Genomic DNA, 26,435 nt, shown 5'->3' on the forward strand with positions numbered 1-26,435 from the left:
ATCGCTCATGAATCCGAATGAAGACCGGCGCATTATCCGGACCAAAGAGGCCATTCGCAATGCTTTGGTTGCCTTGATCGAAGAAAAGGGATTTGACGCTTTATCCGTCAAGGATATTACAGCGAAAGCCAATATCAACCGAGGTACTTTTTACCTCCACTATAAGGATAAGTTTGATCTGCTGGATAAGACTCTGGAAGAGGTCACCAAGGACATGGAGAATATTATCTTGAAAATCACGACTCTCTCCACAGCGGATTTTGTCGATACGCGAATACCCCTGACAATCGTGGTCAGATTGTTTGAGTATTTCAATGACAATGCCTCCTTAATGCAAGCCATATTATCAACAAAAGGGAATTATGCTTTACAAACTCAAATTAAAAAATTAATGTGGAGCAATATATTCGAAAAGAATTATGTCACATTAATCAAAAAAGAAAAGCTATTGGTACCCAGCGAGTATCTGGTTTCTTATATCGCTTCCGCTCATTTTGGGGTGATTCAGGAATGGCTGGATAGAGGACGGCGGGAAACACCGGAGGAAATGGCAAAAATTCTTGTCAACATCACCTTCCACGGCCCGCTCTTTGCAGCCGGAATCTTCACTTAAAAGCAAACGGCGGACCGGACTGAACCGGCCGCCGTTTGTTCAACTTCTGTTTAATTAAAAGGTTAAAAAGTGATCACCCGGGGAGCTTCGGTAAAGGAGGAGAATGTCGCAGTAGCATCTTTCAGGTAAAAGACGATGGTGTTGTCATCGTCCGCTTTATACATTCCCTGCAGGGAAGGGTAGGCATCCAGCAGATCCTGCTTGGCTTCCAGACGGTCGTCCTCAACAGCCACCGCTGCTACCCGAATCCACTTGCTGCCGTCGAGGACGGCGCAGATTTCGATTTTGGGATTGGTTTTTAACTGTCGGTAGACATCTTTGACCTTGCCGGTTTGAATATAGAGCTTGTTTTCAAAAATGTTGACGGTGCCGAAAGGCCGGACGCGGGGCTGATCGCCCTCTTGAGTTGCCAGGTAATAGGTTCCGCACTGTTTCAAAAACTCATAGACTTCCCGCATGCTTGAATCCTCCGTTTCTTAGGGATTGACTAGGAATCCCTTTATCGCTATTATTGAAACATGATGGGATAGTTAATTCAAGTACGATCATTTAGTATAGTAAGTCTAAAATAGGATACTGAGGAGAAGGTATGGAAAAAGATTTATATGGGATTTGCCCCTATGTGACGGCCCAAAAATTGCTTACAGGAAAATGGACTCTGCTGATCATGTACCATTTAAGCCTTAAGAATATGCGCTTTAATGAACTGCAAAGAGCCCTTCCCAGTTTGACCCAGGCGACTCTGACCAAGCAGCTGCGGATGATGAGCGATAACGGCTTGATTATTCGCACTGTATATGATCAGATACCGCCCAAGGTGGAGTATTCACTCAGTGAGCTGGGTAAACGGTTCAGCCCGGTTTTGGATGCTATCCAGGAATGGGGAAACGAATATATTGACTTTCTGAAAAGCAAAGCCGGTACTTAAAAATTCCTGGTTTTGTGCAGTGAAACCCTTGAAAGGACTTGTCATCACTAAAAGAGTGGCTCAAGTCCTTTATCTATTTCAGCTTTTATCTGCTTCAGAAGGATAGTTGGCGTAGGAAAAAACACTTTTAAGAAGAATTTAAATGAAATTAAAGCCGCTTTTAAGAAATTTCTAAGAATTTTTCTCCCTAATTTTAAGAACTAAGTTTTATAATGTAGTTAGCAGTCTTCGTTAAACTTATTACTTAGTGAAAAGGAAGTTAAGAGAGATGCTAACTATCATTCAAAATACAGTTCGAAATGTCAAGCCACTTTGTCTCATGCTGTCCATTCCACTGTTGAATATTATTTATGGTCTGCTTAATAATACTGACCGTGGGGTCTACAGCATGGTGACAGACCTTGATCTGCATACCCCTTTTTTGAAAATATTTGTTATACCTTATTTAATTTGGTATTTTTTCATATTCGGAACCTTAGTCTTCTTTTGCTTTAAGGATAAGAAACTCTACTATCGGACCCTGACGGCGGTAAATCTTGGCTTGTTGGCATGTTACGGGATCTATTTCATTTTCCAAACCCATGTTCCCAGGCCGGAGCTGGTTGGTCATGATTTTTTGACGAAGCTGGTTGCTCTTGTTTATAGCAATGATCAGCCCTATAACGCTTTTCCAAGTATCCATGTCCTCATGAGCTTTTTGATGATTAAAGGGATCAATAAGTACCAGGGTAAAAACTATCTGAATATGTCCATGGTGTATTTGAACGTGATCTTAATCATCTTATCGACTGTATTTATTAAGCAGCATGTTATTTTAGATGTTTTTGCGGCTATCGTATTAGGCAGCCTGATTTTCGATCTGGTTTTTTATGCAAATATGGAGGAATTGTGGGCAAGGCTTAGGCTAAAGACCCCCAGCTTGGGGCTGCTGATGAAAAAAGAACAGAAATCTAACTCCACTTTCCGTGTGTGACAGTAAAATTACGGCAGGAAGCTGGAAAGTATAGCCTCGGGGACTGATTCCCCGGGGTTTTTCATTTCTGGGCTTACTAAGCACACTCAAAAGAGAAAGAGTTTAGTTTTATTCTATAAAAAATTAATAAATTCCCAAGAATTCTTTTGCTTATTGTTAAGAACTAAGACCTATAATGCATATAGCGGCGTTCTGGTGAACCTTGACCATGTGCAGAATGATTAAGGTCTATGACTAAGTGAAAAGGAAGTTAAAAGAGATGCAAACAATACTTCAGAACCTCAGGCCCCTTTGTTTAATGTTGACCATTCCTCTTTTGAATATTTTCTATGCTTTGCTCAACAATGCTGATCGGGGAGCCTATAGCCTGGTGACAGACCTTGACCACGCTATTCCCTTTTTAAAAGCCTTTATTGTGCCTTATATAATTTGGTATTTTTTTATTTTCGGAACCTTGGTCTACTTTTGTTTTAAGGATAAGAAAGTTTACTACCGGACCCTGTTGGCTCTTGATCTTGGCTTGTTGGTATGTTACGGGATCTATTTTCTTTTCCAAACCCAGGTTCCCAGGCCGGAACTCGTTGGCCATGATGTTTTGACGAAGCTGGTCGCTCTTATTTATAGCAACGATCAGCCCTATAACGCCTTTCCAAGTATTCATGTCCTCTTGAGTTTTTTAATGATTAAAGGGATCAATAAGTACCAAGGTAAAAACTATCTGAATATCTCCCTTGTTTACTTAAATGCGGTTTTAATCATTTTGTCGACTCTCTTTGTTAAGCAGCATGTTATTTTAGATGTCCTTGGGGCTATAGTGCTAGGCAGTGTGATGTTTGACCTGGTTTTTTATGCGAATATGGAGGAGTTACGGGCAAGGCTCAAGAAACCATACTTATTATTGATGTTAAAAAGAAATCAGAAGTCTGAAATCCGTCTTCAGCAGGGTAGGGGGGTAAAGTGATTGAGGTGTGCTGTTGATGTGTTCCCGTAGACGTATCATGTGGAGTGCATAATAATGATGACATAGTATTCTTTGAGAAATACAGCAAAATAGATCGCTCTACAAAAGGGCTTTCCGGTGCGGGCGAATGGAAAACACTCCAAAAGTTACTTCCTGATTTTAAGGATAAGCGCGTACTGGATTTAGGCTGCGGGTTCGGCTGGCATTGTCAATATGCTATCGAGCATGGTGCCAATGCTGTCACAGGAGTTGATATTTCCGAAAAAATGCTGACGGTAGCAAAAGAGAAAACAGATTCGAAAATTCGCTGTATCCAGATGCCTATTGAAGATATCGCTTTTGGTGAAAACTCATTTGACGCAGTAATTAGTTCGCTTGCTTTTAGTTTGAAACTACGAACTAATGGTTATTTGAATTATCTGACCGATAAACAGGAATTTGTCATCAAGATAAAGTTTCTTTGCTGTAATGAAAAACGAACTTAACTAGAAATTTATCAATGAGGAGCATTCCTGTAGTAGTCAAAAATGAGCTTTGTCAAAAAGAAGACCTCACGTTACAATTTGAAAGGACTGTTGGCCAACAGAATCCAATCAAAATAACGGAGGTCATCCCCAATGAATTTTACACAAAACGAGAAGCTAAAGCAACTATCTGAAAGAAGTATTGTGATCGGAGTGGACATCGCCAGCGAGCTTCATTATGCCAGGGCATTTGACTGGCGAGGAGTCGAGCTGGGCAAGGTCTTCAAGTTTGAAAACAACGCTGAAGGATTCAAGGATTTCCATGCATGGATTGAACGTTTAAAAAGGCAAGCACAAAAGGAATGCATAGTGGTAGGCGCAGAACCAACCGGTCATTACTGGTTTAGCCTGGCATCTTACCTAAAAGAGCAAAGTATTAAGCTGGTCCTCGTCAACCCGTTCCATGTAAAGCGTAGTAAGGAGCTTGATGACAACCACCCCAGCAAAACGGATGCTAAGGATCCCAAGACCATCGCTAAGCTGGTCATCGAGGGCAGATACAATGAGCCCTATATCCCGGAAGGAATCTATGCAGAACTGCGAATAGCAATGGCCTGTAGGATGCGCATCCAAAAGGAATTGAACAGTATAAAAAATCGCATTCAGCGGTGGCTGAAGATCTACTTTCCCGAGCATGAAACGGTATTTGGAAAGTTTGATGCCACAAGTAGCATGCTGGTATTGCAAGTTGCTCCGCTACCTAAGGACATTGAAAGGCTTGGAGTAGAAGGAATCAACCGAATTTGGAGAGACAACAAGTTGAGAGCAGTGGGAATGAAAAGGGCTAAGAGCCTGTATGAAGCTGCTCAGAAGAGCATTGGTTGCACCGAAGGAGAGTCTTGTTCCCGAATGGAAATTCAGCTATTACTCCAAGACTATCACACTAAAACGGCACAATATCAGGCAGTCACTGAAACCATTGATGGGTTGTGTTGTCAAATCCCCGAAGTAGCCAAGTTACTTGAAATTAAAGGTGTTGGCCTTGTTACTGTGGCAGGTTTTCTCTCCGAAGTTGGGGATATCAAGCGTTTTAATTCTCCAAAGCAAATTCAAAAACTTGCGGGCTTAGCCTTGCGAGAGAGTAGCTCGGGTAAGCACAAAGGACAGACCACGATCAGCAAGCGCGGCCGCGCACGACTAAGGGCGATTCTATTTCAGGCAGTAATGCCACTCGTCGCAAAAAACGCAGAGTTTGCAGAGATACACAACTACTATACGACCAGGAGTAAGAACCCTCTGAAGAAGAAACAATCGTTAATTGCCTTAAGCTGTAAACTGATTCGGGTGTTCTACGCCATATTAACAAAGGGTACAGACTATGACCCGAAGAAGCTCATTACAGACATACATCGCCCAGCTGAGTATTTAGCTGCGTAAGAGGAATAGTAGCGAAACCATAAGAAACAAACGATCTTTGGGTTAAAGCGTCACCCCAGAAGCGAATAATCTAGGTAACCTAGCAAGACAAAAGAGCTGGTAGTCAGTCGCATAGTTCACCATTAGAGCAAAGACTCGGTTGAGGAGCATAACTGACACCCAATCATGGATAGGTGGAACGAAGGAATTTAGGGCAGGTTTTAACCTTGACCCTGTTAGACATGGGAGGTTTACCACCGTGAGAATAATGGGTTTACAACGGCCAACATATGCCAAAAAAGCAGACGTTTGCTTTGCTATACCCAAATTCTCTGAATTAGGCATTCTATGCGAATTCTATCCGTGGTGAGCTAGTTTGTTTGGTAAGGAATTCTATGAAAAAGCGAGATATTCAAAGAAAATCAAAAGATATTATAGGGAGGTGCTCTATGTTGGAAAGAGCAATATATTTAATCACTGGCGTTATGGCGTCTGGAAAATCAACAGTTGCGGAACTGCTTGCCTCAAAAATGGAAAAAGGTGTGCATCTGCGCGGCGATGTGTTTCGCCGAATGATTGTATCAGGACGTGCCGAGATGTCCGCACAGCCGTCCGATGAGGCTATCCGGCAGTTGCATCTGCGCTATCGCTTGACCGCAGATGCTGGAAAAACCTATTATGACAACGGATTTTCCGTTGTTTTGCAGGACAACTACTACGGAGAAGAAATATCCCGCATATTGGATATGTTGAAGGACTATCCTGTTCAAATAATAGTACTCTGCCCGAATGTAGAGACTGTAAAAAAGCGTGAAAAAATGCGGGGAAAGATCGGTTATACTGGCTTTACGGTAGAGGCTTTGTATGCGGATTTCATGAAGGAGACTCCAAAAATCGGCTTTTGGCTGGATACCTCGGAACAGTCCCCCGAACAATCAGTCGAGGACATTTTGTTACACTTTGCGGAATAATAGAGTTGGAGAGAATTATATGCCTAATAAAATATGAGGTTTATAATGGATATAACAACAGATAGACTTAAAATCAGATCCTTTAGAGAAACGGATATTGAAGATCTTTTTGAAATTTATAGCAATAAAAATACCTGTCGGTTTTTATTGCATGAACCATGGACTTCATCTACCAAAGACGAAGAATTTCAGAAGAAGTTGGTAACTAATCAGCTTACCCAAGACACAGCTATCAGTTTAGCTTGTGAGTTGGATAATAAGGTTATAGGTGATATTTCAATATGGTATACAGAAATGAAAGAAACCGTTGAAATTGGTTTTGCCTTTAATGATGTATATTCAAGAAAAGGTTGCCCCATTAATTTAGAAAAGAGAATTTAGTAAAGTACATTTTAGATAGCATTAAACTAAATAGTCAGTTTTGTGACGGAAATACAACTTTTATGAAAAAATTACGAGTTTATCAAAGAAAGTATAAAAATTCAAATTTGAACTAGATGATGTAATTCATAAACTGAGCGAATTGCAAAACAGTAAGTAAGGTATCAGACTCCACCAAGGAACGAGTGGGTCTTCATGACATCATTTTTGTATCCTCAAGGCATATTGGAGACGGTAGTAAGGATTGAAAGGAAATAGTTGAAATAGCTGGATTGAAGGTATCTTAAGAGAATATATAGGTGTGTTTCTGTTCCCTTAGACGATGAGTTTAGGGGGATTTTTGTTAATTTAAAAATCTAAGTTAGATGCAACCACTGGAGCCATTTATCAAAAGTGAAGAAAAAAAAGGTAGCAGATGCAGCTTCTTTTGCTGTCGATATTCTTCGCAAAAATATGAAAGTGATAAACTATTTCCAATGTTATTTGGAATAACAATCAAGAGATTAATTTTGATGCTAATTTATCCTATGCTAATACCGAAATTATAGAGGATGTATCTGTTAAGTATGATTTTGCTAGGAAATTGTTTGAAATAGAACCTAATCAATAGAGTGTATAAGGGAGTATAAAGGAGTTTATCTTTATATAAAACCCTTTACTTCTGCGTATTAGTGTCATCACCTGGCCCCAACCCACGTTGAGTGCGATGACGAATAGTGCCATTGAAATATCACAAGGATTAGAAAAAGAACGATATTCTTCCGCAAGACGTTGTAATTGAGCATTGGATTTTAACCGGATAATATAATATACCACTATCTTTTCAAAAGAACCGTGAATAATTCAGGTTACATATGAATATTGGAGTTTAGCGACAACTACGTTGACAAATACCGTTTCCTATAAAAATAAAACTGCAGGTCCCAAAGAACCTGCAGTTGTCGTACTCTGTTTATAAAATTTAACAAGAGGCAGCGGGAAAAGCGATGTTCCTGGTCTCAACAGTGCGAATGAAATCGGCAGGATACCTGAGCCGGGCGCCAAAATTATGAAAGCAACCAACACGGAGGCGATCTATAAACCTAACTTTTTCTTCATTGCATCAGGATACAGGCTATGCGTCAAGGCGTTTTCCGCGGTAATCAATCCTTCTTCGTACAGGGTCAGCAAGCTTGTGTCCATGCTGACCATTCCATAATCTGCCGAGGAGTAGATCGTCGAATCGATCTGATGGGATTTGGAGTCCCGGATCATGGTCCGGATCGCGTTATTGCACAGCATAACCTCGAATGCGGGGACAAGGGTGCCCTGCGTAGAAGGGATCAGCTGCTGGGATATGACCGCCTGCAGCACCATGGAAAGCTGGATCCTCACCTGCCGCTGCTGATTGGCCGGAAATACGTCGACGATACGGTCCACCGTGTTGGCGGCGCCTAAAGTGTGTAAAGTGGAGAATACCAATTGACCGGTCTCCGCAGCCGACATGGCGATGGAGATGGTCTCAAAATCTCGCATTTCCCCCAGCAGTATCACGTTGGGAGCCTCTCTCAGGGCAGCCCTGAGTCCCCTTTCGTAACTGGGGGTGTCCATGTAGATCTCACGCTGGCTCACGATGCTTTTATCATGTTTATGGAGAAACTCGAGGGGATCTTCCAAAGTAATAATGTGAGCCTCCCGAGTCTTGTTGATCTTATCAATGAGGCAGGCCAGAGTCGTGGATTTGCCGCTTCCGGTGGGCCCTGTAACCAAAATAAATCCCTTATTCTTTGCATAGAGATCGATAACCTGCTTTGGTATCCTGAGGACCTCGGGATCCGGCAGCTTAAACAGTACCACCTTCAGCACCGCAGCCAGGGAACCTCTTTGCATAAACGCATTGACCCGGAACCGCCCCACGTTGGCGAGAGAAAAAGAGAAATCATCGTCATGATCTTTTTTCAGAATGTCGATGTCTCTCCCCGCAAAGTCATAGATCTGGCAGATCATCGTTTCCGTATCCGGCGGCAGAAGCCTCTCCCCCATGGATATGATTTTTCCGTTTGAGGAATAGGAAATCTCTTTGCCTGCAATGATGAAAATATCTGCGGCATGGTCATTTACGGCATCTGCCAGATATTTTTTCAGATCCAAAACAACACCCACTTTCTATTCCGTAATCGAATCGTCAAATTCTGTCTTAAATTGATCATAATCCCATTGTGATGCGGGCATGATCTTACGTGACAGGACCGTATAGCGGGTGCCCTCTGATTTCAGTTCTACCGCCAGATTTTGCCGATCCGAAATCGGTATGACAAAGGAATCGTTCTCCAATGGGTGGCCTGCCTTTAAGTCGGCATCTACGGACGCCAGGATTTCTTCTACTTCATTATCCGCAGCATAGTACTCGGTTAAAGCGTCAGCAGCTTTTTGAGTCAGCTTCCAGTCTGCGTTGGCAGTCATAAGGGAAAGAGCGCCCAGTGTTGTCAGGCACAGGGCGACAAAAATCATGATGATGGATGGGCCGCCGATCCCGACACCCATTTTCAGCTTTTTATCCATTTCAGTCCACCTCGCCTGATGAAGCATCGATACCCATTTGTTCTGCATAATATTTTTTGGCGGTTAACCGGTAAATGATTTTCTCGTCTGCCATCGCCGTGTAATTGTAAACGACCATTGTTCCGACCTGCCTTTGCTGGAAAGTGACTTCAGTGGTCACGGTATACATCGCTCCGGAAGGATCAACAGCTTCCCAATCTTCTGTAAAGCCGGTGGTCCTTATTGTTGGAAGAATATCCGCGAGCTGGGCGGTTTTATCCGTTTCGGCCGCCGTTTGCACTGCCAGAACGGCTCCGTTCAAAGCGACCGTATCATCCGCCAGACGGAACGCCTTGGCAAATACCTGGATCGTGACTGCTCCGACGAAAGAGAAGAACAAAACAGCAATAATCAGCTCGATCAAAAAAAGGTGGGCTCTTGACATTCCTTTGAATTTCACTGCGATCCTCCTCCCTGGCTCGTTCGGAAGGACAGAGACAGACCGCGGGTTTTTCCATTATGGTCTTTGGTTTTGATATCCAGCAGATTGCCCTTCAAATCAAATTCAAGTCCGTAGCTGGGAATGATCGCAAGTCCTTCTTCAAGCAGAAATGGCGTACCCTTTTCAATATATACCTCATAAAGAGAACCTTGATATTCATAGATCCAGGTTTGGCAGATCTCTCCACCTTCTGGTTGCTCCAGCACGAGAGCATCGACTCCTTCCTTCTCGACGATCCGGATCGAATCGATAACATCACTTTGCCGTACCTTTGTGCCGATATAGGAAAGGGGCGTTCGGAATTCAAAGTTGGAATCCATATTCTCCTTGATCCCCTTGTAAACATTTGCTCCGAGAATAACCGCCATCAAAGATCCAAAAGCGAAAACGCAGAGGAGCGCCAGAATAAAAATAAAATCCAGAGATCTATTATGTATGCTCCATTTGAATTTGTAGTCCATATTCTACCTCTCCTGTCACATCGAGGAATCGATTACGGTAATATCGGGCAGGATGTTTCCTGCAAAGACTTCGTAGTGAACGATAAATCGCTCATGGTCATAGATGACCCCGTAGTTGTCTTCTAAATAGTTTATATTCGGAGGATACATTCCTTCAATGGCATAACACTGGACCGTTGCCCTCAAAACGGCATTCTGTAGAATCAATCGGCTCTCCTCATCGGATGCTGCAGAGGCGTTGCCGATCCCTGCGTACAGGAAAAGCAAGAGGCAGAGAAAAATCAGAACGGGCAATATTAAGCTCTTCCAAAAACTGTCGCCATTTTTATCAAATGTTCTCATTCTACTATTCATCACAATTACTCCTATCCAATGGTGGAAAGCACACCGAGAAGAGGGAACATTACCGATACCAGAATCGAACCGATGAGCACTGAAATGATAATGATCGAAACGGGCTCGATCATAGCGACCTTTCTCATCAAAGCAGTCTGATATTCCTCTTCATAGATCCCGGCTATGTACTCCATTGCAGAATCCACCGAACCGGCTTGATATCCCATGGAAAGCAGTCCGGTCATCGCATTGGATAAGAGATCGGATTTTTGAAGCGCTTCGATGAAAGGCAGCGCACCCTCGGCCATCAGTGCCCTGGCGCCCTCTACCTTTTTCCCTACGGTTCGGTCTGAAATTGCCTGGGAAGAAAGCCGCATGGCAAGCTCCAGATCAAGACCGCTGGACAGCATGAGGGCCATGGAAGAGGTGAAGGTTGCCACAGCAAATTTTTCCGATGTTTTTTTACCCATCAGAAAACCTGTGAAGGCAGTTCTGCCTGATTCCGTCCTCGTTATGAAAAGTCCTGCGGCTACAAGCAGTAGAAACAGCAAAACAAGCACCAGCGAATACTGATTGAAGAGAGAGCCGATTTTCATGATATGGGAGGCCCAAGGGGACATCTGTGTTCCCAGGCTTTTAAAAACTTGTTCAAAGACCGGAAGGACTTTGGCGGCCAGAAAAATTAGAACGATTAACATCATTAAAATCAAAACAAAGGGATACACGACTGCACTTCTGATGTGATCTCTCATCGACTGCTGACGGTTGTAGTAGGCGGACAAAGCAGTCAATACCGTGTCCAGTTTGCCTGAGCTTGTACCTATTTCCACCATATGGATCATATATTCGGGAAAGACAGGAGAGGATCTCAAAGCTACATCCAGCATGTCACCCTTCGCAAGCTGCGTTGAGACATCCTGAAAGATAGCTTTTTTTTGTACGTTTGACGTATCATCGGCAATCATCTGCATGCCGGCATGCAGCATGATCCCGGAGCGAATCATCATGGAAATCTGCTCGCAAAAAACGGCAAGATCCCTGAATGAAAGTTGCTTCATAGCATTACCTCCATTGTCGATAGGAAAATCTTAAGAGATAAGTTTCGCATGTATGATCAGCCTGTGCGTGTCGGATCCCTTGGGAGCGCAAGTGATCAAGGTAAGAATGGCAGCATCGTCTGTTTGTGCCAATACCGAGGTGTCGTCAGGAAGTACGGTGAGTATTTCATAGGCTTCATAGATGTATTCGGTCTTATTGTACTCGACGGTGATTCGGTCGCCGATTGCCACCTCTCCCAATCTGCTGAAAAGGGAGCCGAAGGTATGGTTCCTGTGACCGGCAATGGCGGAATTTCCGATTTCACCGGGCATCGGCGTTGCAGTAAGATGTCCGGCACCCCAATTAAGGTCCTTGGAAGTAGTGCCCTCCACCAGAAGAAGGTTGATCGATGCACTTTGGATTTTGATGCGTCCGATGACTGTGGGATTATAAGCCGGGACCGCCAGCTTCGCAGGTTCTTCGGATAGGGAGGAATCGGAGGGAACAGAAGTAAAGGCAGTATCCAAATCCTCTATTGAGCTTCTCATTTCCTGAGTGTTCAAATATTCATCGTAAAGTTTGTCCTGCTGATAGCCTGTATACAGAGAACCGGCGATCGGTATGAGAATGATGATGATTCCTGTTATGATGAGCCAGGTCGAAACTTTTTTCATACAGATCATTCCTGTCAGAGTTTCATTTCGTTATTATAGCATTATAAGGAATTAAGAGAGTATATTCTATTGAATCGGGATACCTTTGCAAATTATATCATATTTTTACCAGGAAATATTGATCTTTAGAAAAAAGTAGTAGATAATAATAGTTATAAATCTGTTGACCCATTATAATTCATTATATTGACTCGCAATATTTTTTGAAATTATTGAAGGAGAGGCAATTTGATGGAAAAGACCGGAGGCAAAGTGAATAAGAGGATTCTTGAGATCCGGATGCTCGGTGATTTTTCATTTTGCAGCAACGACCGGATGCTATCCGGAGATAAGGTCAGGGGAAAGCAGATCTGGAGTCTTCTTGAATATATTATGGTGAACCGCCATAATGAAATTTCAATGGACGGACTGATCCAGGCCCTGTGGAGGGATGATGAAATTGAGGATCCCGCCAATGCGCTAAAGAACCTCGCTTACAGGCTGAGAGTAACGCTGAAGAATTCACTCGATCTGGAAGACGAGGTTATCCTTTACAAGCACGGCGCTTACGTATGGAATAAGAATGTTCCGTGCATTGTCGATGTGGATGAGTTGGAAGCGGTCTATAAGGAAACCCAGCAGAAAAGTCTGAGCAAAGATGAACTTCTCACCAGATATCGAAAAATGATCAATATTTATAAAGGGAATTTTATGCCTCAGTCCTCATTCAAGGAGTGGATCGTTCCCTTTAACGTGTATTATCAGCGCATCTATATGGAATCCGTGGCCGCCTGCTGTGAAATCCTGCTGGAAAGAGAAGATTTCAGATCAGTGGAAGAAATCTGCCACAGAGCGATTGTCATCGATCCATTTGTAGAAACGAACCATGCTAATTTGCTCAAAGCCTTGATCGGATTGAAGAATCACGACAAGGCCGTCGATCATTACAATTATGTGAATAAATTGTTTTATGACGAACTGGGAGTCAGGCCTTCCGATCTGGTAACCAAGCTCTATCACGACGCGACCAATAAAAATACGGCCCTGAACCAGGATATCGCCTTGATCAAGGATAACCTGAAAGAAGTGGCTAAGATCCTTGGCGCTGTTTACTGTAATTATGAACAATTTAAAATGATTTATCAGCTTGAGGCCAGAGCGGCGCTCCGGTCGGGAAAATCTATTTTTATCGCACTGCTCACCGTTACGGGTAAAAACAAGAAGGAGCTTCCGAGAGAGAGTCTGGACGTGACCTTCGATAAGATAAAAAATGCCATCGTTTCCTCCCTGCGCAAGGATGACGTCGTTACAAGATACGGGAGGACGCAGTTTCTTCTCTTGCTTTCCAACCTTACATATGAAGACGCCAACACGGTATTGAACAGACTTGTGTGGAAGATCAACGAAAGCGGCTTCCATAACAGCATTGAAGTTTTTGGGCAATTTCAGTCACTCGATCCGATCGAATTGGAGGAGAGAGATGTTTCAATTTGAGAAGAGTACTATTTCGAGCAACATCGCGAAATTTAAGGTGATGATTGAGACAACGGAGAATCATGATGTTGCGGGGACTCTTTATAACGATTCCTACGCCATCGCCATCGATTTTCAGGGCATAAGACAAATGTTAAGCATTCTGGACGACTTTTTTGATTACGTCAATTTTCCCCAGGCGACACATGAGAAGAGAAGCTTCAGCGAGTCGCCGTCCAGGAAGGAGAAGCATCCGCCCCGCGGACTCAGAGAAGTTTCTCCGGAAGAGATGAAAGACAAGCAGCCAGCCTTTCTTCTTCACGTCCAGTTCCGTCAGAACTCGACCTGGCAGGGTACACTATCATGGCTTCCGGAACAGAAAACCAAGCGGTTCCGCAGTGAATTGGAAATGATAGGCATGATTGCGGAAACCTTAAAGAAATAATCTGCAAAAATAAATATTGTATCTTTTATGATTGAATTGTGACTGGGGCATCCCATAATTAAGACGATCGATGAAAAAATATGTTTTTTTTGACCAAGCAGTTAGGTATATAATAGATTAAGGAGGGCTTCTTATGAGTGAGTCGACAAAAAAGAACGATTGTAAGGCTACGTTTACGATACAAATACAATTTCAGCAGAATGCTACCTGGCAGGGCAGCATTGCATGGGCGGAAGGCGGTAAGTGCCAAAACTTCAGAAGCGAATTGGAAATGCTGAAATTAATGATGGAAGCAGTGGCCGGCAACAAATCTGATGACGCGGAAGATACTTTGGATACATGGAAATAAGGAGGCGGAACGCATGAAAAGAAGATTACTGCTTTGCATAGCTGCATTTGTTATATGGATTATGGCCGGGGCTTCCGAAGTATTTGCAGCCGATTATTTCAATACGAGCGACATTGGCAAAGGAGTGATCCGTATAACCTATGACGGGGGCGGTAAAACGAAGGTAATGATTCAAAAAGAGGACGAGAAGTATACCTACGATATCAACAGCTCCGGAAAGACAGAAAGTTATCCGCTGCAGTTGGGCGACGGAACGTATAAGATCAGTCTTCTTGCCAATACCTCCGGAAACTCCTACAAGCTGATTGCATCCAAGAGCGTCGATGTGAAGATAACCAATCCCAATTCCGTGTACCTGACCTCGATTCAGACTATCAACTGGAATGTGGACTCCAAGGCCGTCGCGAAAGCGGCGGAACTCACCAAGGATATCGACGATCTGGGAAAGAAGGCTACTGTATTATGGGATTACATGGTTAAGAACAACTCCTATGATTACAACAAGCTTGCTACGCTGTCCACCGATTATCTTCCGGTAATTGATCAGACCCTTGCCGAGAAAAAGGGGATATGTTACGATTTTTCTTCATTATATGCGGCAATGCTGAGAAGTCAGGGAAAGCCTGCAAAATTAGTTAAGGGATATGCTCCGAAAAATGCCGCCGGCTATCATGCGTGGAATGAGGTATACGACGAGAGCAAGGGCCAATGGATCGTAATCGACACGACCTATGATCTTCAGGTAATCGCAAAGAATCCTAAGATTACAATGGTAAAGAACGCTAAGGATTTTAACAAAGTGTATGAATATTGAAGACAATCCAACTGCCACATGTTTCATTCTCCCGAGTCAAACAGGGATGTGAAACATGTGGTTTTTTTATTTGCAGCAAATAAGAAAGACCAGATCCGGCATCTGAATACATGCTGGTAATGGTTCATAGATGAAACTCAAAAAAGAGAATAGTTGATTTTCAAAATTATGACTGCTATGTGACTGACGAAACAGATAATGATAGCAAGAGTTTTAATTATAGCATTTTTCTGACGAGGAATCATTTTAGGCTTTTAGATTCTTAAAGGGATGCTTTGAAACGTGTTTCTTATATGGGCACTTGAAACACGCGGAGCAAATAGTGCAACCCACCTTTACATTGCAAGCTAATGTAGAGAGGATGAAGGTTTTGTCGAGAAGATTATCAAATGATTTAACTAGAAAGCAGGCAAACTGGGAACGGAACCAGAGGAAAAAAAGAAAATTGTTGCTTAGACTTACAGCATCAACTGCGGCATTTACGATAGCAACATTTGGACCGATCGCACAAACTCCGATGGCCTTTGCTAATACCAATGTTCAACAGGAACAGCCTGGTGATGACTCTGGTCAATTGGAGAATGGTTTGTTGATCGTTGATGGGGTTGTATACGATATAAATACAGATACCGACGCTGACGCGGATACTAACGTAGATGCTGATGCTGACGCTGGCTCAGATACTGACGCTGATGCTGATGATTCAGTTTATCAAGATGTTAATTCTGATGATGATTTATCAAATGTCGGCATAAGGTCAGCCTCAAATAATGATGTATCTGCTTCAAGTGTGGGTAGTTATACAATAACCTCGAATACCTCTCTCTCCCAATCTGGTGGAGAGACAGTCGGCAATGGATGGGGTAATGTTAAAGTTGATTTTGAGGGCGACCACACATCGAATGGTAATGGTGCTTCTTCCGAAATGTACAGAGGCAGCGATGACGCAGAGAACTCTTGGTCATTAAAAATTATTGTTGATTCAAATAAGGATTGGAAGATTGTTGCCGAAGGAAATATTCCTGAGGGATCGTTTGACATTTATGTACAAGAAGGTAACGGAAAAAATACAGTAATAAATAAATATACAATTACCGTTTCGAATTCAGTGAATGGCGAAATACGAGAAATAACGCTTGGTTCTGGAACAGGAAAAGACTCTGTTAATGAAGTAAGATGGGCTGGTGGGTCTGGGTTTACTCCGAATGACGATGGCGACTCCGATAGTGATTCGGACTCCGACAGCGATTCGGATTCTGACAGCGACGCTGATGCCGATGCTGACGCCGATGCCGATGCCGACGCTGATGCCGATGCCGACGCTGATGCCGATGCCGACGCTGATGCCGATGCCGACGCTGATGCCGATGCCGACGCTGATGCCGATGCCGACGCTGATGCCGATGCCGACGCTGATGCCGATGCCGACGCTGATGCCGATGCCGACGCTGATGCCGATGCCGACGCTGATGCCGATGCCGACGCTGATGCCGATGCCGACGCTGATGCCGATGCCGACGCTGATGCCGATGCCGACGCTGATGCCGATGCCGATGCCGATGCCGACGCTGATGCCGATGCCGATGCCGATGCCGACGCTGATGCCGATGCCGACGCTGATGCCGATGCCGACGCTGATGCCGATGCCGACGCTGATGCCGATGCCGACGCTGATGCCGATGCCGACGCTGATGCCGATGCCGACGCCGATGCCGACGCCGACGCCGACGCTGATGCCGACGCTGATGCCGATGCCGACGCTGATGCCGACGCCGATGCCGACGCTGACGCTGATGCCGATGCCGACGCTGACGCCGACATAGAGATTTTGGATGAAGAAATACCGGCGGGTCCAGTAGAGGTTTTGGGTGAAGAAGTAACGGTGGGTCCAATAGAGATTTTGGATGAAGAAATACCGGCGGGTCCAGTAGAGGTTTTGGATGAAGAAGTAACGGTGGGTCCAATAGAGATTTTAGATGAAGAAATACCGGCGGGTACAATAGAGATTTTGGATGAAGAAGTACCATTAAGCGCCTTGCCTCAGACTGGTGGTGCCGGAACTGGGCTCTTCTACGGCATAGGTACCTTAATGGCCGCCTTAGGATTAAAATTAAGAAAGCATAGATGATGATAGAAATATAACCCAATATAGACTGATAAGGCCGTGATTTAATTCCGGCCTTATCGATTTTTTTAACAATATGTGTAGTAAAATGTTTAAGAGAGATGAAAACAATAGGTTTGACTAAGAAAGATGAAAGTTAGAGAGGAAGACTTAAGTGAACCGACTTAACAAAATTAAGGACGATTCTGATCTAAAAAAAATGCTTGATGAATTGAAAGATCAAATATTTGCACAAAAAACCGTTGTGTCAGAAAATATGGAACTGTTTTTTTCGAACAAGCCAAAGTACGTAGTTTTTTTATCTTTTAGCGACGGAAACTCCAGAGCCTATGTTACGAAAGGAATAGGCAACTCAGTTGAAGTCAGTTGGAAAAATGCAGTAGACTTAATGAAGAAAAAAATCAAAGAGACAGAGATCAATCCTATTTGGATAAAAGCAGATATCGTCAGAAAAATAAAAGCGTATCCATATCAAGAGTTTATAAGATATATTTCTGAAATCAAGATAAACTATTTTAGAGAAGGAATTTCCTTGGACAATATGTTTAATATATCTTTTTTAGAGCAGGAAGTGAATTCAAATGTGTTTATATACGATGTAAAAGATTCCTATCAAAAAAAGAAGCATTTAGTATGGAAGAATATCAACTATTATCTCAAGAGGAATACAGGAAACAAATATCAGTTTGATGAAAATTCCATTGCTTATATATACACCTTTACCACCCTCGGATTTTTCCATGATGGAATGAAATGCTATCCCTTGTGCAGTGAGGGGCATGAAGTTGGGCGCCGGTCAATAGAGAAGGTTGATGAAGCATTACTTAGAGATATTATAAGTAACGCTTCGAATTTCTTATCCAATCAGATTGATGGAGCTGGAAAATTTTGTTATGGGTATTTCCCTTGCTTTGATAAAATTGTTCCTCATTACAACATATTAAGGCACGCAAGCACGACTTATTCAATGCTTGAAGCATATGAATTCAATAAGGATCCAAAACTAAAGGACAGCATTAAACGTGCATTGGAATATCTAATGAATGAAGGAATTGAATTATTCAAAGATGATGATGAGAATAATATCGCCTTTGTAATTGAAAGGTTAGAAAAAGGAGATGCAGAAATTAAGCTGGGGGCCAATGCTGCGGCTATACTGGCCTTTGCCAAATATACGAGAGTCTTTCATGATGAAAAATACATTCCAATTATGCAGAATTTAGCAGAGGGAATTAGATTTTGCCAAGATGATCAAGAAGGGTCGTTTGTCCATATCTTGAACGTCCCCGATCTATCTGTTAAGGAGAAGTACCGCATTATTTACTATGATGGCGAAGCTGCTTTCGCCTTAATGCGGCTATATGATATAGATAAAAATGAGCGATGGATAAATACAGTTGAGAAGGCCTTTGAACATTTTATTAAAAATGATTATTGGAAACATAGCGACCATTGGTTAAGCTACTGTTCCTATGAGTTAATGAAATATAAACCGGAACAGCGATATATTGCGTTTAATCTACGAAATGCCAGTGGGATTTTGGATTTTTGTTTAACCAGGGAAACTACATATCCGACGCTACTTGAATTATTAATGGCAACTTATTGCATGATAGACAAGCTTAAAAGAGAAAATGTTTTTCTTGAGACTCTTGAATCTTTTGACTACTCCAAGTTTATAGATGCTATCGAACATCGTGTGAAACATCAACTAAACGGGCTTTTTTTTCCGGAGGTAGCCATGTATTTCAAGGCCCCAGGAAAGATCCTTTGGTCGTTTTTTATACGCCATCATTCTTTTCGGGCAAGAATCGATGATAATGAACATAATATTTCGGGGTATTGCAGTTATTTGCACAACAGATTAAAGGCAAATGAAATCCCGATTGGCGGCAATAACAGCAATTAAACAGAGGCATACTCTCGCCACCAAGGGGAACCAGAGGGGTACGATTATACACTCAAGGCATGTGGAGTGCGTAATAATGATGACGTATGTGGTAAGAAGGGTAATAAGGCAGGTCAACCGCTATATGTAGTGGTTTGAAGAAAAAAATGCCCCAAAAAACGGGGTTGACCCCGTTTTTTGGGGCATTTTATAGATGATATTGGAGATTTTGATAATGACAGCGGGTAACATCCACCGAGCGGAGTAGTTATAAATATAGATAGAAAGTAAATGAGTACAATGATATAGTGTGAATTGTGCATATACGTAAAATATTATGAAGTAAAGATTGTTGATGTAAGATAATGATAAACAGGAATTTATTAATATCAATATTTAGTAGATAGGAGAAAAGAATGAAGTCACTTTTACTAATTGGACAATCAAATATGGCAGGTCGTGGATTTACACATGAAGTGCCTCCGATTTATAATGAAAAAATTATGATGTTGCGAAATGGTAGATGGCAAATGATGACTGAACCAATTCATTTTGATAGACCAGTTGCGGGCGTAGGACTTGCGGCATCATTTGCGGAGGCTTGGTGTAAGGATAATGAGGGAGAAAAAATTGGTCTCATTCCATGTGCAGAAGGTGGTAGCGCCATTGATGAGTGGTCGCTAGATGGAACATTATTTCGTCATGCAATGAATGAAGCTAAATTTGCAATGGAAGATAGCGAATTGGTAGGAATACTATGGCATCAGGGGGAAAGTGATAGCCAAGATGGAAAATACAAAGAATACTATGAAAAAATATTAAGAATCTTTAATGAAATAAGAAGAGAATTATCGGTACCTAATATTCCATTTATTATAGGTGGTTTGGGCGATTATTTGGGTAAGGTGGCATTTGGTGCAGGGTGTGTGGAATATCAACTCATTAACGAAGAACTTCAAAAATATGCACAGGGGAATGAAAATTGCTATTATGTTACTGCTAAAGGACTTACATCTAACCCAGACGGTATCCATATCAATGCTATGTCCCAGAGAATATTTGGCATAAGATACTATGAAGCGTATCGTAAAAAAGAACATATATATGAACCGTTAACAAATGAAAAAGAGTTAGTGGATAAATGTCATAATAGGATGAATACTTCATCGGAAAAAACATATATAGCACTAGAAAGATTTACCTTGGGGAAGATTTCTTATGAAGAGTTGATGAAGGCTTTTTCGTAGGGATATGGTAGAAACAAATTCCAGTTTGTAGCGTTGTAGCAGCATTATTTTAGAGTCAGTTAAGTCGTATCTTTCTTAAAATGTGAAACTAAAGGCATTGGGATGATAAATGTTGATGCTTTTGTTTTTATATAACCCCAAAACAATTAAATAAGTGCAGCCATCGGCAGGAGATTCGGGGGACCAAAGAGCCTTAACGATTTCAATGTCAATGGATACCTTTTTGTTGCTGATTTTGTTCTAGACCATTGTAGGGGATGGTTAGGATCACCAGAAATATTGATCTGCTTGGGGCTGAATTTTCAGCGAAATTATCGATGACATACCGTTTTTTCAAAAATTATTTTAAAGAAATAGGTTAAGTTTAGCCTATAAAAAAGGGTTTGAGCTTAGCCTCTTTTCAGCAAAATAATGGAAACATCCTGATAAAACATGTATAATTAAGGAAAAGTGTTTAGGAGTGTATATATGAACTCTGAAATTGTAATGTATCAGACTGAAGACTTTAGGCTTTGCATTTAGAGGATCGTATAAGTATTCAAGCAGCAGCTTATACAATGTATGTGCAGTTAACTCCTAATAACAAGAAACCTCTTTCTCAAAGAGAATTCCATAGAGAGTTTGTGGATAATAGGCAGGCATTTCAATTTTAGAAAGTGAAGAATCAAGCGAAACCTATTGCTTTCCGTTGTGCAGCAGCCGGAACGCGAAATACTTGAAACTACGGCTGCCCTAAAACAGCAGGGTAATTCCAAGCTGATTTTGACCAGCTTTCCGGGCAACTTTTCCGGTGGGCGTTGTATTTGATTGCAGAATACCAGCCGGATGAAACAAGAACTCATATGAAAAGCGGGTGTTCTGATGCGTAAACCGTTGTCGGAAATGACGCTTCAGGAACTGTGGGAACTGTTCCCTATTCAGCTGACGGAGCACAAGGAATACCGGAAGGACTGGTATCGTGAAGAACAGGGTTTTTTGTTCTCATTTCTTCCGAAGACCGTTCGAATTTATCACATTGGAAGTCGGCCATCAAAGAAATCTGGGCAAAACCGATTGTTGACATTTTAGCAAGGGCCCCGTTCAAGGATGATCGGGACGGATACGCAGAGCGGAAAACCAAATTTGTACGGAAGTATACACAGAATGCAATCGAGCAGTACGGAAAGGGAAAATATAATGAGTGATTGGTTTACCATAGACCGCGTTGACGCGGATACATATATCATCAGCGAATACAGGCATTGGGAAGAGACGCACTGTTACCTTTTGAACGGAAGCAAACAAAGCTTACTCATTGATACCGGGCTTGGCATTTGCGACATATCCGAAGAAGTGAAAAAGCTGACGGATAAACCCATAACCGCCATAGCTACACATATTCATTGGGACCATATCGGAGGGCACAAATATTATCCTGATTTTTACACCCATGAGGTGGAGCTGGACTGGCTTTCGGGAGGGTTCCCTCTTACAATGGATACGATTCGTAATATGGTGGTTGATCGTTGTGATTTACCAAATGGATACGATGTCAACACCTATGAGTTTTTTCAAGGTACACCCACACGGGTCTTGCACGACGGCGATGTGATTGACATCGGCGGTCGAGTCATTGAAATACTGCATACGCCTGGACACTCCCCGGGGCATATGTGCTTTTGGGAAAAAGAGCGCGGCTATCTTTTTACCGGCGATCTTGTTTATAAGGACACCTTGTTTGCATACTATCCTTCCACAGACCCGGCGGCTTATCTGGAATCTTTGGAGAAGATTTGCGTTTTGCCAGTGGAGCGGGTATTCCCGGCACACCACAGCCTGGACATTAAACCGGAAATTTTAACCCTAATGCGAGATGCTTTTCGGCAGCTCAAACAGGAGGGGAAACTTCATCACGGAAGCGGGACGTTCCATTATGGAGACTGGGCAGTATGGTTGTAAATGGAATAATTCAATAACCAAAAAGTGTAAGACACCCTATGTTATAATTTCGTTAAGTGCCTTGTTGCATTTTCAGGATTATAATTCCACATTCACCGTCACGCCGGACTTGCGGCGGCTGAATAGCTTTGCCCAAATAGTATAACGTAGCCTAACGGCGGTTTTGAAACAAAGGTCAAACTCGCCGTTATCTATTTTCGGAGGGTGTATTCAAGTCGCCCTTTTTTAGGGACACAGCGGTATCCAGGTATCGCTATGTCCTTTATTCTTTATAATCCACCCCCATTAGGTAAACTGTCAAAAAAGTTTGCACCTTGCAGTGGTATACCCTGCCCCTCAATGTACCTTGGATATGAGAAAATCCACTAATTTAACAAATGACTTGAAAGCAAAAAAGATGGTTAAATTTTATGCTAGGTCACAACGATTTCAAAATATGCAACAAATATAGTAATATTGGAGGGATTAAGTGGACTTATGTAAAACACATGAAACGAGATGGTGTGGCCCTAATTTTAGTCGAAATAATTGCTAACAAGTGGTTTATTTTGCTTAAATAACTCTTCTTCTATGATACTATTAATAATAATATTAGACTGACATTGTTTGATAGTATTTACTTGGGAAAATATCGAATGTTCTCTTTTTAATGTTTTATTAAAGACTAATACGAAAGGTGTGATACTGTGAAAATATATATTTCAGCAGATATTGAAGGAATAAGCGGAATTGTTGCTGTTAATCAGGTATTACCTGGGGAGCGAGATTATCAGAGATCAAGAGAACTTATGACCCAAGAGGTGAATGCAGCCATCGAAGGAGCTGTTGCGGTTGGTGCAACAGAAATCGTTGTTAATGATCTTCATGGTGCTGGAACTAATATACTTATAGAATCTTTAAACAATAAAGCTCAATTGATTACTGGCTCATCCCATAAGGGTGCAATGATGGAAGGATTAGATTCATCGTTTGATGCAGTAATATTTATAGGCTATCATTCCAGAATGAATGTAAGCGGGGTTTTGAGTCACTCTTTTCATGGAGGTGTGATTTCAAACATAAATATAAATGGTAAAGATGTTGGAGAGTTTTATATGAATGCATGTGTCGCAGGTCATTTTAATGTTCCAGTTGTTTTGGTATCAGGTGACAACATTCTGGAGGAGGAAGTAAAAGACGTGAATGCCGCAATTGAAACAGTTGTAGTTAAAACGTCATATGGAAGGTATGCAGCAAAATGTTTAACACCATCTGTAGTATTTGAAAAAATAATAGAAAAAAGTAAAGTTGACTTAATCAATGCAAGGAATATTGATCCTATAAAAGTACAAGAGCCACATGAAATGAGAATTACTTTCTTTAACAGCGGTCAAGCTGAATCTGCATCAATAATGCCTGGAGCAGAACTTGTTGGACCCAATAGTGTATCGTATAGTGGAAAAACAATTATGGATAGTTATAGAGCATTAACAGCCATGATAAAAATCGCAAAGAGTAATTAATATATTTATCTATTAACAACATATTATATTGCACATAAGTGGCATACTCTTGATACCGTGATAATCAGAGAAGGAGACTTTTTCATAATGGCACAAATCGTGGTTAGCAAGAAAAGTAAAATGATAGCTGATACAGTATTCGTTGTAACAGAATGCAGTGGTTTGTTCGATTTTTTAACACTTAAGTTAACCAATCAATCAAGAAATAACATAAAGTCTTTGCTTAAACACAGACAGGTTACTGTGGATGGGCGTGCCATTACCCAGCACGACTTTCTCCTAAAAGAAGGACAGACAGTCCGGATAGTCCGTTCTGTAATTCGGGGGCAAAAAGAGAAAGATGTACTGCAAATTTTATATGAGGATGCTGATTTGATCGTAATCAATAAGCCGGCTGGCTTGTTGACTATAACCGATAATAAAAATAGTGTTTCCGCTTATCATTTGCTGACAGACTATGTGCGCCGGACTAACCCGAAAGCCCGTATCTTTATTGTTCACCGTCTGGACCGGGACACCTCAGGGGTGCTGATGTTTGCCAAAAACGAAAAGCTTAAACTAGCGTTGCAAGATAATTGGGGCGGCCTTGTAACACAACGGGGTTATGTGGCAATCGTGGAGGGACGGCTTAAAGAAAAAAGCGGCAGAATTCGCTCCTGGCTCAAGGAAACAAAGACGCTGCTTGTGTATTCCAGCCCCAAGGTGGGGGACGGTTTGGAGGCCATCACGAATTATCAGGTGATCAATGAAACCCCGGACTATTCTCTATTGAATATTCAATTGGAAACAGGCCGTAAGAATCAAATCCGCGTGCACATGAAGGAATTAGGGCATTCTGTCGTGGGTGATACCAAATATGGTGCTAAAACCAATCCTTTGAAGCGATTAGGGTTGCATGCGTACAAACTGGAACTCAGGCATCCTTTTTCTAATCAATGGTTATGCTTTGAAACAGAAGTGCCAGAGAATTTTAAAGCGTTATTAAAGTTATGAATAGGTTAAGTCTATTCATAACTGTTTAAAATAAAAACATTCCTACTGGCTATGGAAATAGGTCATGACGGAAAAGCGACCAATTTTATTAATATTAAAGGATTAAAGGTGAAACAGGTGTTATTAAACGAACTGAAGATAATCAATCCGATTCAGAAGGCTCTGACAGCGCAAGGATATTCAGAGGCAACCCCTATCCAGGCTGAGGCGATTCCGCCCTTGCTTGCGGGCCGGGATTTGTTGGGATGTGCCCAAACAGGCACAGGCAAGACCGCCACACTTGCGATTCCGATCTTGCAAAGCCTTGCCATGGGGCAGGGTTTGCTAAAAGGTAAAAAACAGATCAGAGCCTTAGTTCTCGCGCCGACCCGGGAACTGGCGACTCAAATCGCAGAGTCCTTCACCGCCTACGGGGTCAACTTGCCCCTAAGGACGCTGGTCATTTTTGGCGGCGTAGGGCAGGTCCCGCAAACAAGGAAACTGGAAAAGGGGATTGATATCCTGGTGGCAACCCCGGGCAGACTGCTTGATTTAATCAACCAAGGATTTATCGATTTAAGCCATGTGGAACATTTTGTGCTTGATGAGACCGATCAAATGCTGGATATGGGTATGCTTCACGACGTAAAAAGGATCATCACTTACCTTCCCAGGGAAAGGCAGAATATGTTGTTTTCAGCAACCATGCCGGTTGAAATAGAAAAGCTCGCGGATACTATCTTAAAAGAACCTGTGAAGATTGCAATAACGCCGGAACGTTCTCCGCTTGATATCATTGAACAGGAAGTCTATTTTGTTGATAAGGCAAACAAGACGGCCCTGTTGACTTATTTGCTGAAAAACAGCGAATATGATTCTGTTCTCGTGTTTTCGCGGACAAAACATGGTGCAGATAAAATAGTAAAAGAACTGAATAAAAAGGGATTTGCAGCAGTAGCGATTCACGGAAACAAATCTCAAGCCAACAGGGAGCAGGCTTTGAATGCTTTTAAAAAACGGAAAACAAGAATTCTTGTTGCAACGGATATTGCTGCCCGCGGGCTTGATATCCAAGAACTTTCCCATGTCATCAATTACAACCTGCCTGAGGTGCCTGAAACCTATATTCACAGGATTGGCCGTACAGGCAGAGCCGGTCTTGGTGGAAAGGCAATCACGTTTTGTGACTTTGAAGAAAAGCCCTTATTGCGCGACATTCAAAAACGAATCGGTAAAACATTACCCGAAGTGAAGGAGCATCCCTATCCATTAGTCAACATCGTTATCGAGCCAAAAACAAAGACATCTCAGCGAGCAGCTTCGTCAAGGCCTCAAAAGCCCGCCACAGCTAGAACAGCAGCCTATTCCAAACAAGGTGCATATAAATCGAAGCCAACTACCTGACCAAAGTAATATACATAAACACCGACCTTTGCGCATGGGTACCTAAAAAACTCTACCTGGA

The 26,435-nt window shown here is 42.2% G+C and carries 27 protein-coding genes, 1 pseudogene and 1 riboswitch; of the genes and pseudogenes, 19 read left to right on the forward strand and 9 right to left on the reverse strand.

All coding sequences use genetic code 11. The annotated features are described in order from the left end of the window. Positions 1–7 precede the first annotated feature (7 nt). Positions 8–613: a TetR/AcrR family transcriptional regulator gene (locus tag DESDE_RS08105; protein WP_014793555.1), complete on the forward strand. Its 606-nt coding sequence runs from the start codon at positions 8–10 to the stop codon at positions 611–613. 62 nt (positions 614–675) lie between these two features. On the opposite strand, the gene DESDE_RS08110 is transcribed toward DESDE_RS08105, so the two are convergent. Next, on the reverse strand, positions 676–1,071 hold the full coding sequence (locus DESDE_RS08110; protein ID WP_014793556.1) for a pyridoxamine 5'-phosphate oxidase family protein: 396 nt from the start codon (positions 1,069–1,071) through the stop codon (positions 676–678). 131 nt (positions 1,072–1,202) lie between these two features. On the opposite strand from DESDE_RS08110, the gene DESDE_RS08115 reads away from it, so the two are divergent. From DESDE_RS08115 to DESDE_RS08145, 7 genes and pseudogenes are all read left to right on the forward strand, one after another. Continuing rightward, on the forward strand, positions 1,203–1,541 hold the full coding sequence (locus tag DESDE_RS08115) for a winged helix-turn-helix transcriptional regulator (RefSeq protein WP_014793557.1): 339 nt from the start codon (positions 1,203–1,205) through the stop codon (positions 1,539–1,541). A 268-nt stretch (positions 1,542–1,809) separates the two neighbouring features. Continuing rightward, positions 1,810–2,514, forward strand: a complete 705-nt coding sequence (locus DESDE_RS08120; RefSeq protein ID WP_014793558.1) for a phosphatase PAP2 family protein — start codon at positions 1,810–1,812, stop codon at positions 2,512–2,514. Between the two features lie 259 nt (positions 2,515–2,773). Continuing rightward, on the forward strand, positions 2,774–3,475 hold the full coding sequence (locus DESDE_RS08125; RefSeq protein WP_014793559.1) for a phosphatase PAP2 family protein: 702 nt from the start codon (positions 2,774–2,776) through the stop codon (positions 3,473–3,475). Between the two features lie 44 nt (positions 3,476–3,519). Further along, a pseudogene (locus DESDE_RS08130) lies at positions 3,520–3,927 on the forward strand (class I SAM-dependent methyltransferase); the annotation flags it as partial. Positions 3,928–4,092: 165 nt separating this feature from the next. Then, positions 4,093–5,376 carry an IS110 family RNA-guided transposase gene (locus tag DESDE_RS08135; protein WP_014793470.1) on the forward strand — a complete coding sequence of 428 codons (1,284 nt, stop codon included), beginning with the start codon at positions 4,093–4,095 and terminating at the stop codon, positions 5,374–5,376. A 428-nt stretch (positions 5,377–5,804) separates the two neighbouring features. Beyond that, positions 5,805–6,326, forward strand: coding sequence for an AAA family ATPase (locus DESDE_RS08140; RefSeq protein WP_014793561.1), 522 nt, complete (start codon positions 5,805–5,807; stop codon positions 6,324–6,326). A gap of 45 nt (positions 6,327–6,371) precedes the next feature. After that, positions 6,372–6,707 carry a GNAT family N-acetyltransferase gene (locus DESDE_RS08145; protein ID WP_014793562.1) on the forward strand — a complete coding sequence of 112 codons (336 nt, stop codon included), beginning with the start codon at positions 6,372–6,374 and terminating at the stop codon, positions 6,705–6,707. 1,074 nt (positions 6,708–7,781) lie between these two features. Here DESDE_RS08145 and DESDE_RS08150 read toward each other — a convergent pair. Genes DESDE_RS08150 through DESDE_RS08180 form a run of 7 tightly spaced genes read right to left on the reverse strand, consistent with a single transcriptional unit; the run spans position 7,782 to position 12,238 of the window. Further along, on the reverse strand, positions 7,782–8,837 hold the full coding sequence (locus DESDE_RS08150; protein ID WP_019850136.1) for a type IV pilus twitching motility protein PilT: 1,056 nt from the start codon (positions 8,835–8,837) through the stop codon (positions 7,782–7,784). A gap of 15 nt (positions 8,838–8,852) precedes the next feature. Further along, entirely contained in the window at positions 8,853–9,248 is a 396-nt protein-coding gene (locus DESDE_RS08155; RefSeq protein ID WP_014793564.1) for a hypothetical protein, read from the reverse strand. A 1-nt stretch (position 9,249) separates the two neighbouring features. Further along, positions 9,250–9,687 carry a hypothetical protein gene (locus DESDE_RS08160; RefSeq protein ID WP_014793565.1) on the reverse strand — a complete coding sequence of 146 codons (438 nt, stop codon included), beginning with the start codon at positions 9,685–9,687 and terminating at the stop codon, positions 9,250–9,252. After that, complete coding sequence (locus DESDE_RS08165; RefSeq protein ID WP_014793566.1) at positions 9,684–10,190, reverse strand: DUF4860 domain-containing protein; 507 nt, start codon at positions 10,188–10,190, stop codon at positions 9,684–9,686. The genes DESDE_RS08160 and DESDE_RS08165 overlap by 4 nt, the downstream gene beginning before the upstream one ends. Positions 10,191–10,205: 15 nt before the next feature. Next, positions 10,206–10,544 carry a hypothetical protein gene (locus tag DESDE_RS08170; RefSeq protein ID WP_014793567.1) on the reverse strand — a complete coding sequence of 113 codons (339 nt, stop codon included), beginning with the start codon at positions 10,542–10,544 and terminating at the stop codon, positions 10,206–10,208. Between the two features lie 11 nt (positions 10,545–10,555). Next, a complete protein-coding gene (locus DESDE_RS08175; protein WP_014793568.1) occupies positions 10,556–11,584 on the reverse strand; it encodes a type II secretion system F family protein in 1,029 nt (342 codons plus the stop codon). Positions 11,585–11,614: 30 nt separating this feature from the next. Then, positions 11,615–12,238, reverse strand: a complete 624-nt coding sequence (locus DESDE_RS08180; RefSeq protein ID WP_014793569.1) for a class D sortase — start codon at positions 12,236–12,238, stop codon at positions 11,615–11,617. A gap of 231 nt (positions 12,239–12,469) precedes the next feature. Between DESDE_RS08180 and DESDE_RS08185 the strand changes: the two genes are divergently transcribed. The 7 genes from DESDE_RS08185 to DESDE_RS08215 all read left to right on the forward strand — a co-directional run bounded on the left by DESDE_RS08185 (position 12,470) and on the right by DESDE_RS08215 (position 20,558). Continuing rightward, positions 12,470–13,711: an AfsR/SARP family transcriptional regulator gene (locus tag DESDE_RS08185; protein ID WP_014793570.1), complete on the forward strand. Its 1,242-nt coding sequence runs from the start codon at positions 12,470–12,472 to the stop codon at positions 13,709–13,711. Further along, positions 13,698–14,135, forward strand: a complete 438-nt coding sequence (locus DESDE_RS08190; protein WP_014793571.1) for a hypothetical protein — start codon at positions 13,698–13,700, stop codon at positions 14,133–14,135. Before DESDE_RS08185 ends, DESDE_RS08190 begins: the two co-directional genes overlap by 14 nt. A 133-nt stretch (positions 14,136–14,268) precedes the next feature. Further along, entirely contained in the window at positions 14,269–14,484 is a 216-nt protein-coding gene (locus DESDE_RS08195; RefSeq protein WP_014793572.1) for a hypothetical protein, read from the forward strand. A 13-nt stretch (positions 14,485–14,497) separates the two neighbouring features. Further along, positions 14,498–15,298, forward strand: coding sequence for a transglutaminase-like domain-containing protein (locus DESDE_RS08200; RefSeq protein WP_014793573.1), 801 nt, complete (start codon positions 14,498–14,500; stop codon positions 15,296–15,298). Positions 15,299–15,557: 259 nt separating this feature from the next. Further along, positions 15,558–15,641, forward strand: a riboswitch (cyclic di-GMP riboswitch). Positions 15,642–15,659: 18 nt separating this feature from the next. Further along, positions 15,660–17,426, forward strand: a complete 1,767-nt coding sequence (locus tag DESDE_RS22730) for an LPXTG cell wall anchor domain-containing protein (RefSeq protein WP_282433510.1) — start codon at positions 15,660–15,662, stop codon at positions 17,424–17,426. Positions 17,427–17,577: 151 nt separating this feature from the next. Continuing rightward, complete coding sequence (locus DESDE_RS08210; protein WP_014793575.1) at positions 17,578–19,332, forward strand: glycoside hydrolase family 88 protein; 1,755 nt, start codon at positions 17,578–17,580, stop codon at positions 19,330–19,332. Positions 19,333–19,727: 395 nt separating this feature from the next. Continuing rightward, the gene (locus DESDE_RS08215; RefSeq protein ID WP_014793576.1) at positions 19,728–20,558 is read left to right on the forward strand and encodes a sialate O-acetylesterase; all 831 of its coding nucleotides are present in this window, start codon (positions 19,728–19,730) and stop codon (positions 20,556–20,558) included. 913 nt (positions 20,559–21,471) lie between these two features. On the opposite strand, the gene DESDE_RS22200 is transcribed toward DESDE_RS08215, so the two are convergent. Further along, entirely contained in the window at positions 21,472–21,621 is a 150-nt protein-coding gene (locus DESDE_RS22200) for a hypothetical protein (protein ID WP_158309862.1), read from the reverse strand. Between the two features lie 113 nt (positions 21,622–21,734). On the opposite strand from DESDE_RS22200, the gene DESDE_RS08220 reads away from it, so the two are divergent. The 4 genes from DESDE_RS08220 to DESDE_RS08235 all read left to right on the forward strand — a co-directional run bounded on the left by DESDE_RS08220 (position 21,735) and on the right by DESDE_RS08235 (position 26,374). Then, positions 21,735–22,496, forward strand: a complete 762-nt coding sequence (locus tag DESDE_RS08220) for an MBL fold metallo-hydrolase (protein WP_014793577.1) — start codon at positions 21,735–21,737, stop codon at positions 22,494–22,496. Positions 22,497–23,182: 686 nt separating this feature from the next. Continuing rightward, positions 23,183–23,998, forward strand: a complete 816-nt coding sequence (locus DESDE_RS08225; protein WP_014793578.1) for a M55 family metallopeptidase — start codon at positions 23,183–23,185, stop codon at positions 23,996–23,998. Positions 23,999–24,085: 87 nt separating this feature from the next. After that, positions 24,086–24,991, forward strand: coding sequence for an RluA family pseudouridine synthase (locus DESDE_RS08230; RefSeq protein ID WP_014793579.1), 906 nt, complete (start codon positions 24,086–24,088; stop codon positions 24,989–24,991). A 117-nt stretch (positions 24,992–25,108) separates the two neighbouring features. Then, positions 25,109–26,374, forward strand: a complete 1,266-nt coding sequence (locus tag DESDE_RS08235) for a DEAD/DEAH box helicase (RefSeq protein WP_041917373.1) — start codon at positions 25,109–25,111, stop codon at positions 26,372–26,374. The last annotated feature ends 61 nt before the right edge of the window (positions 26,375–26,435 follow it).

This window comes from Desulfitobacterium dehalogenans ATCC 51507 (assembly GCF_000243155.2).
GTDB classification, from domain to species: domain Bacteria; phylum Bacillota; class Desulfitobacteriia; order Desulfitobacteriales; family Desulfitobacteriaceae; genus Desulfitobacterium; species Desulfitobacterium dehalogenans.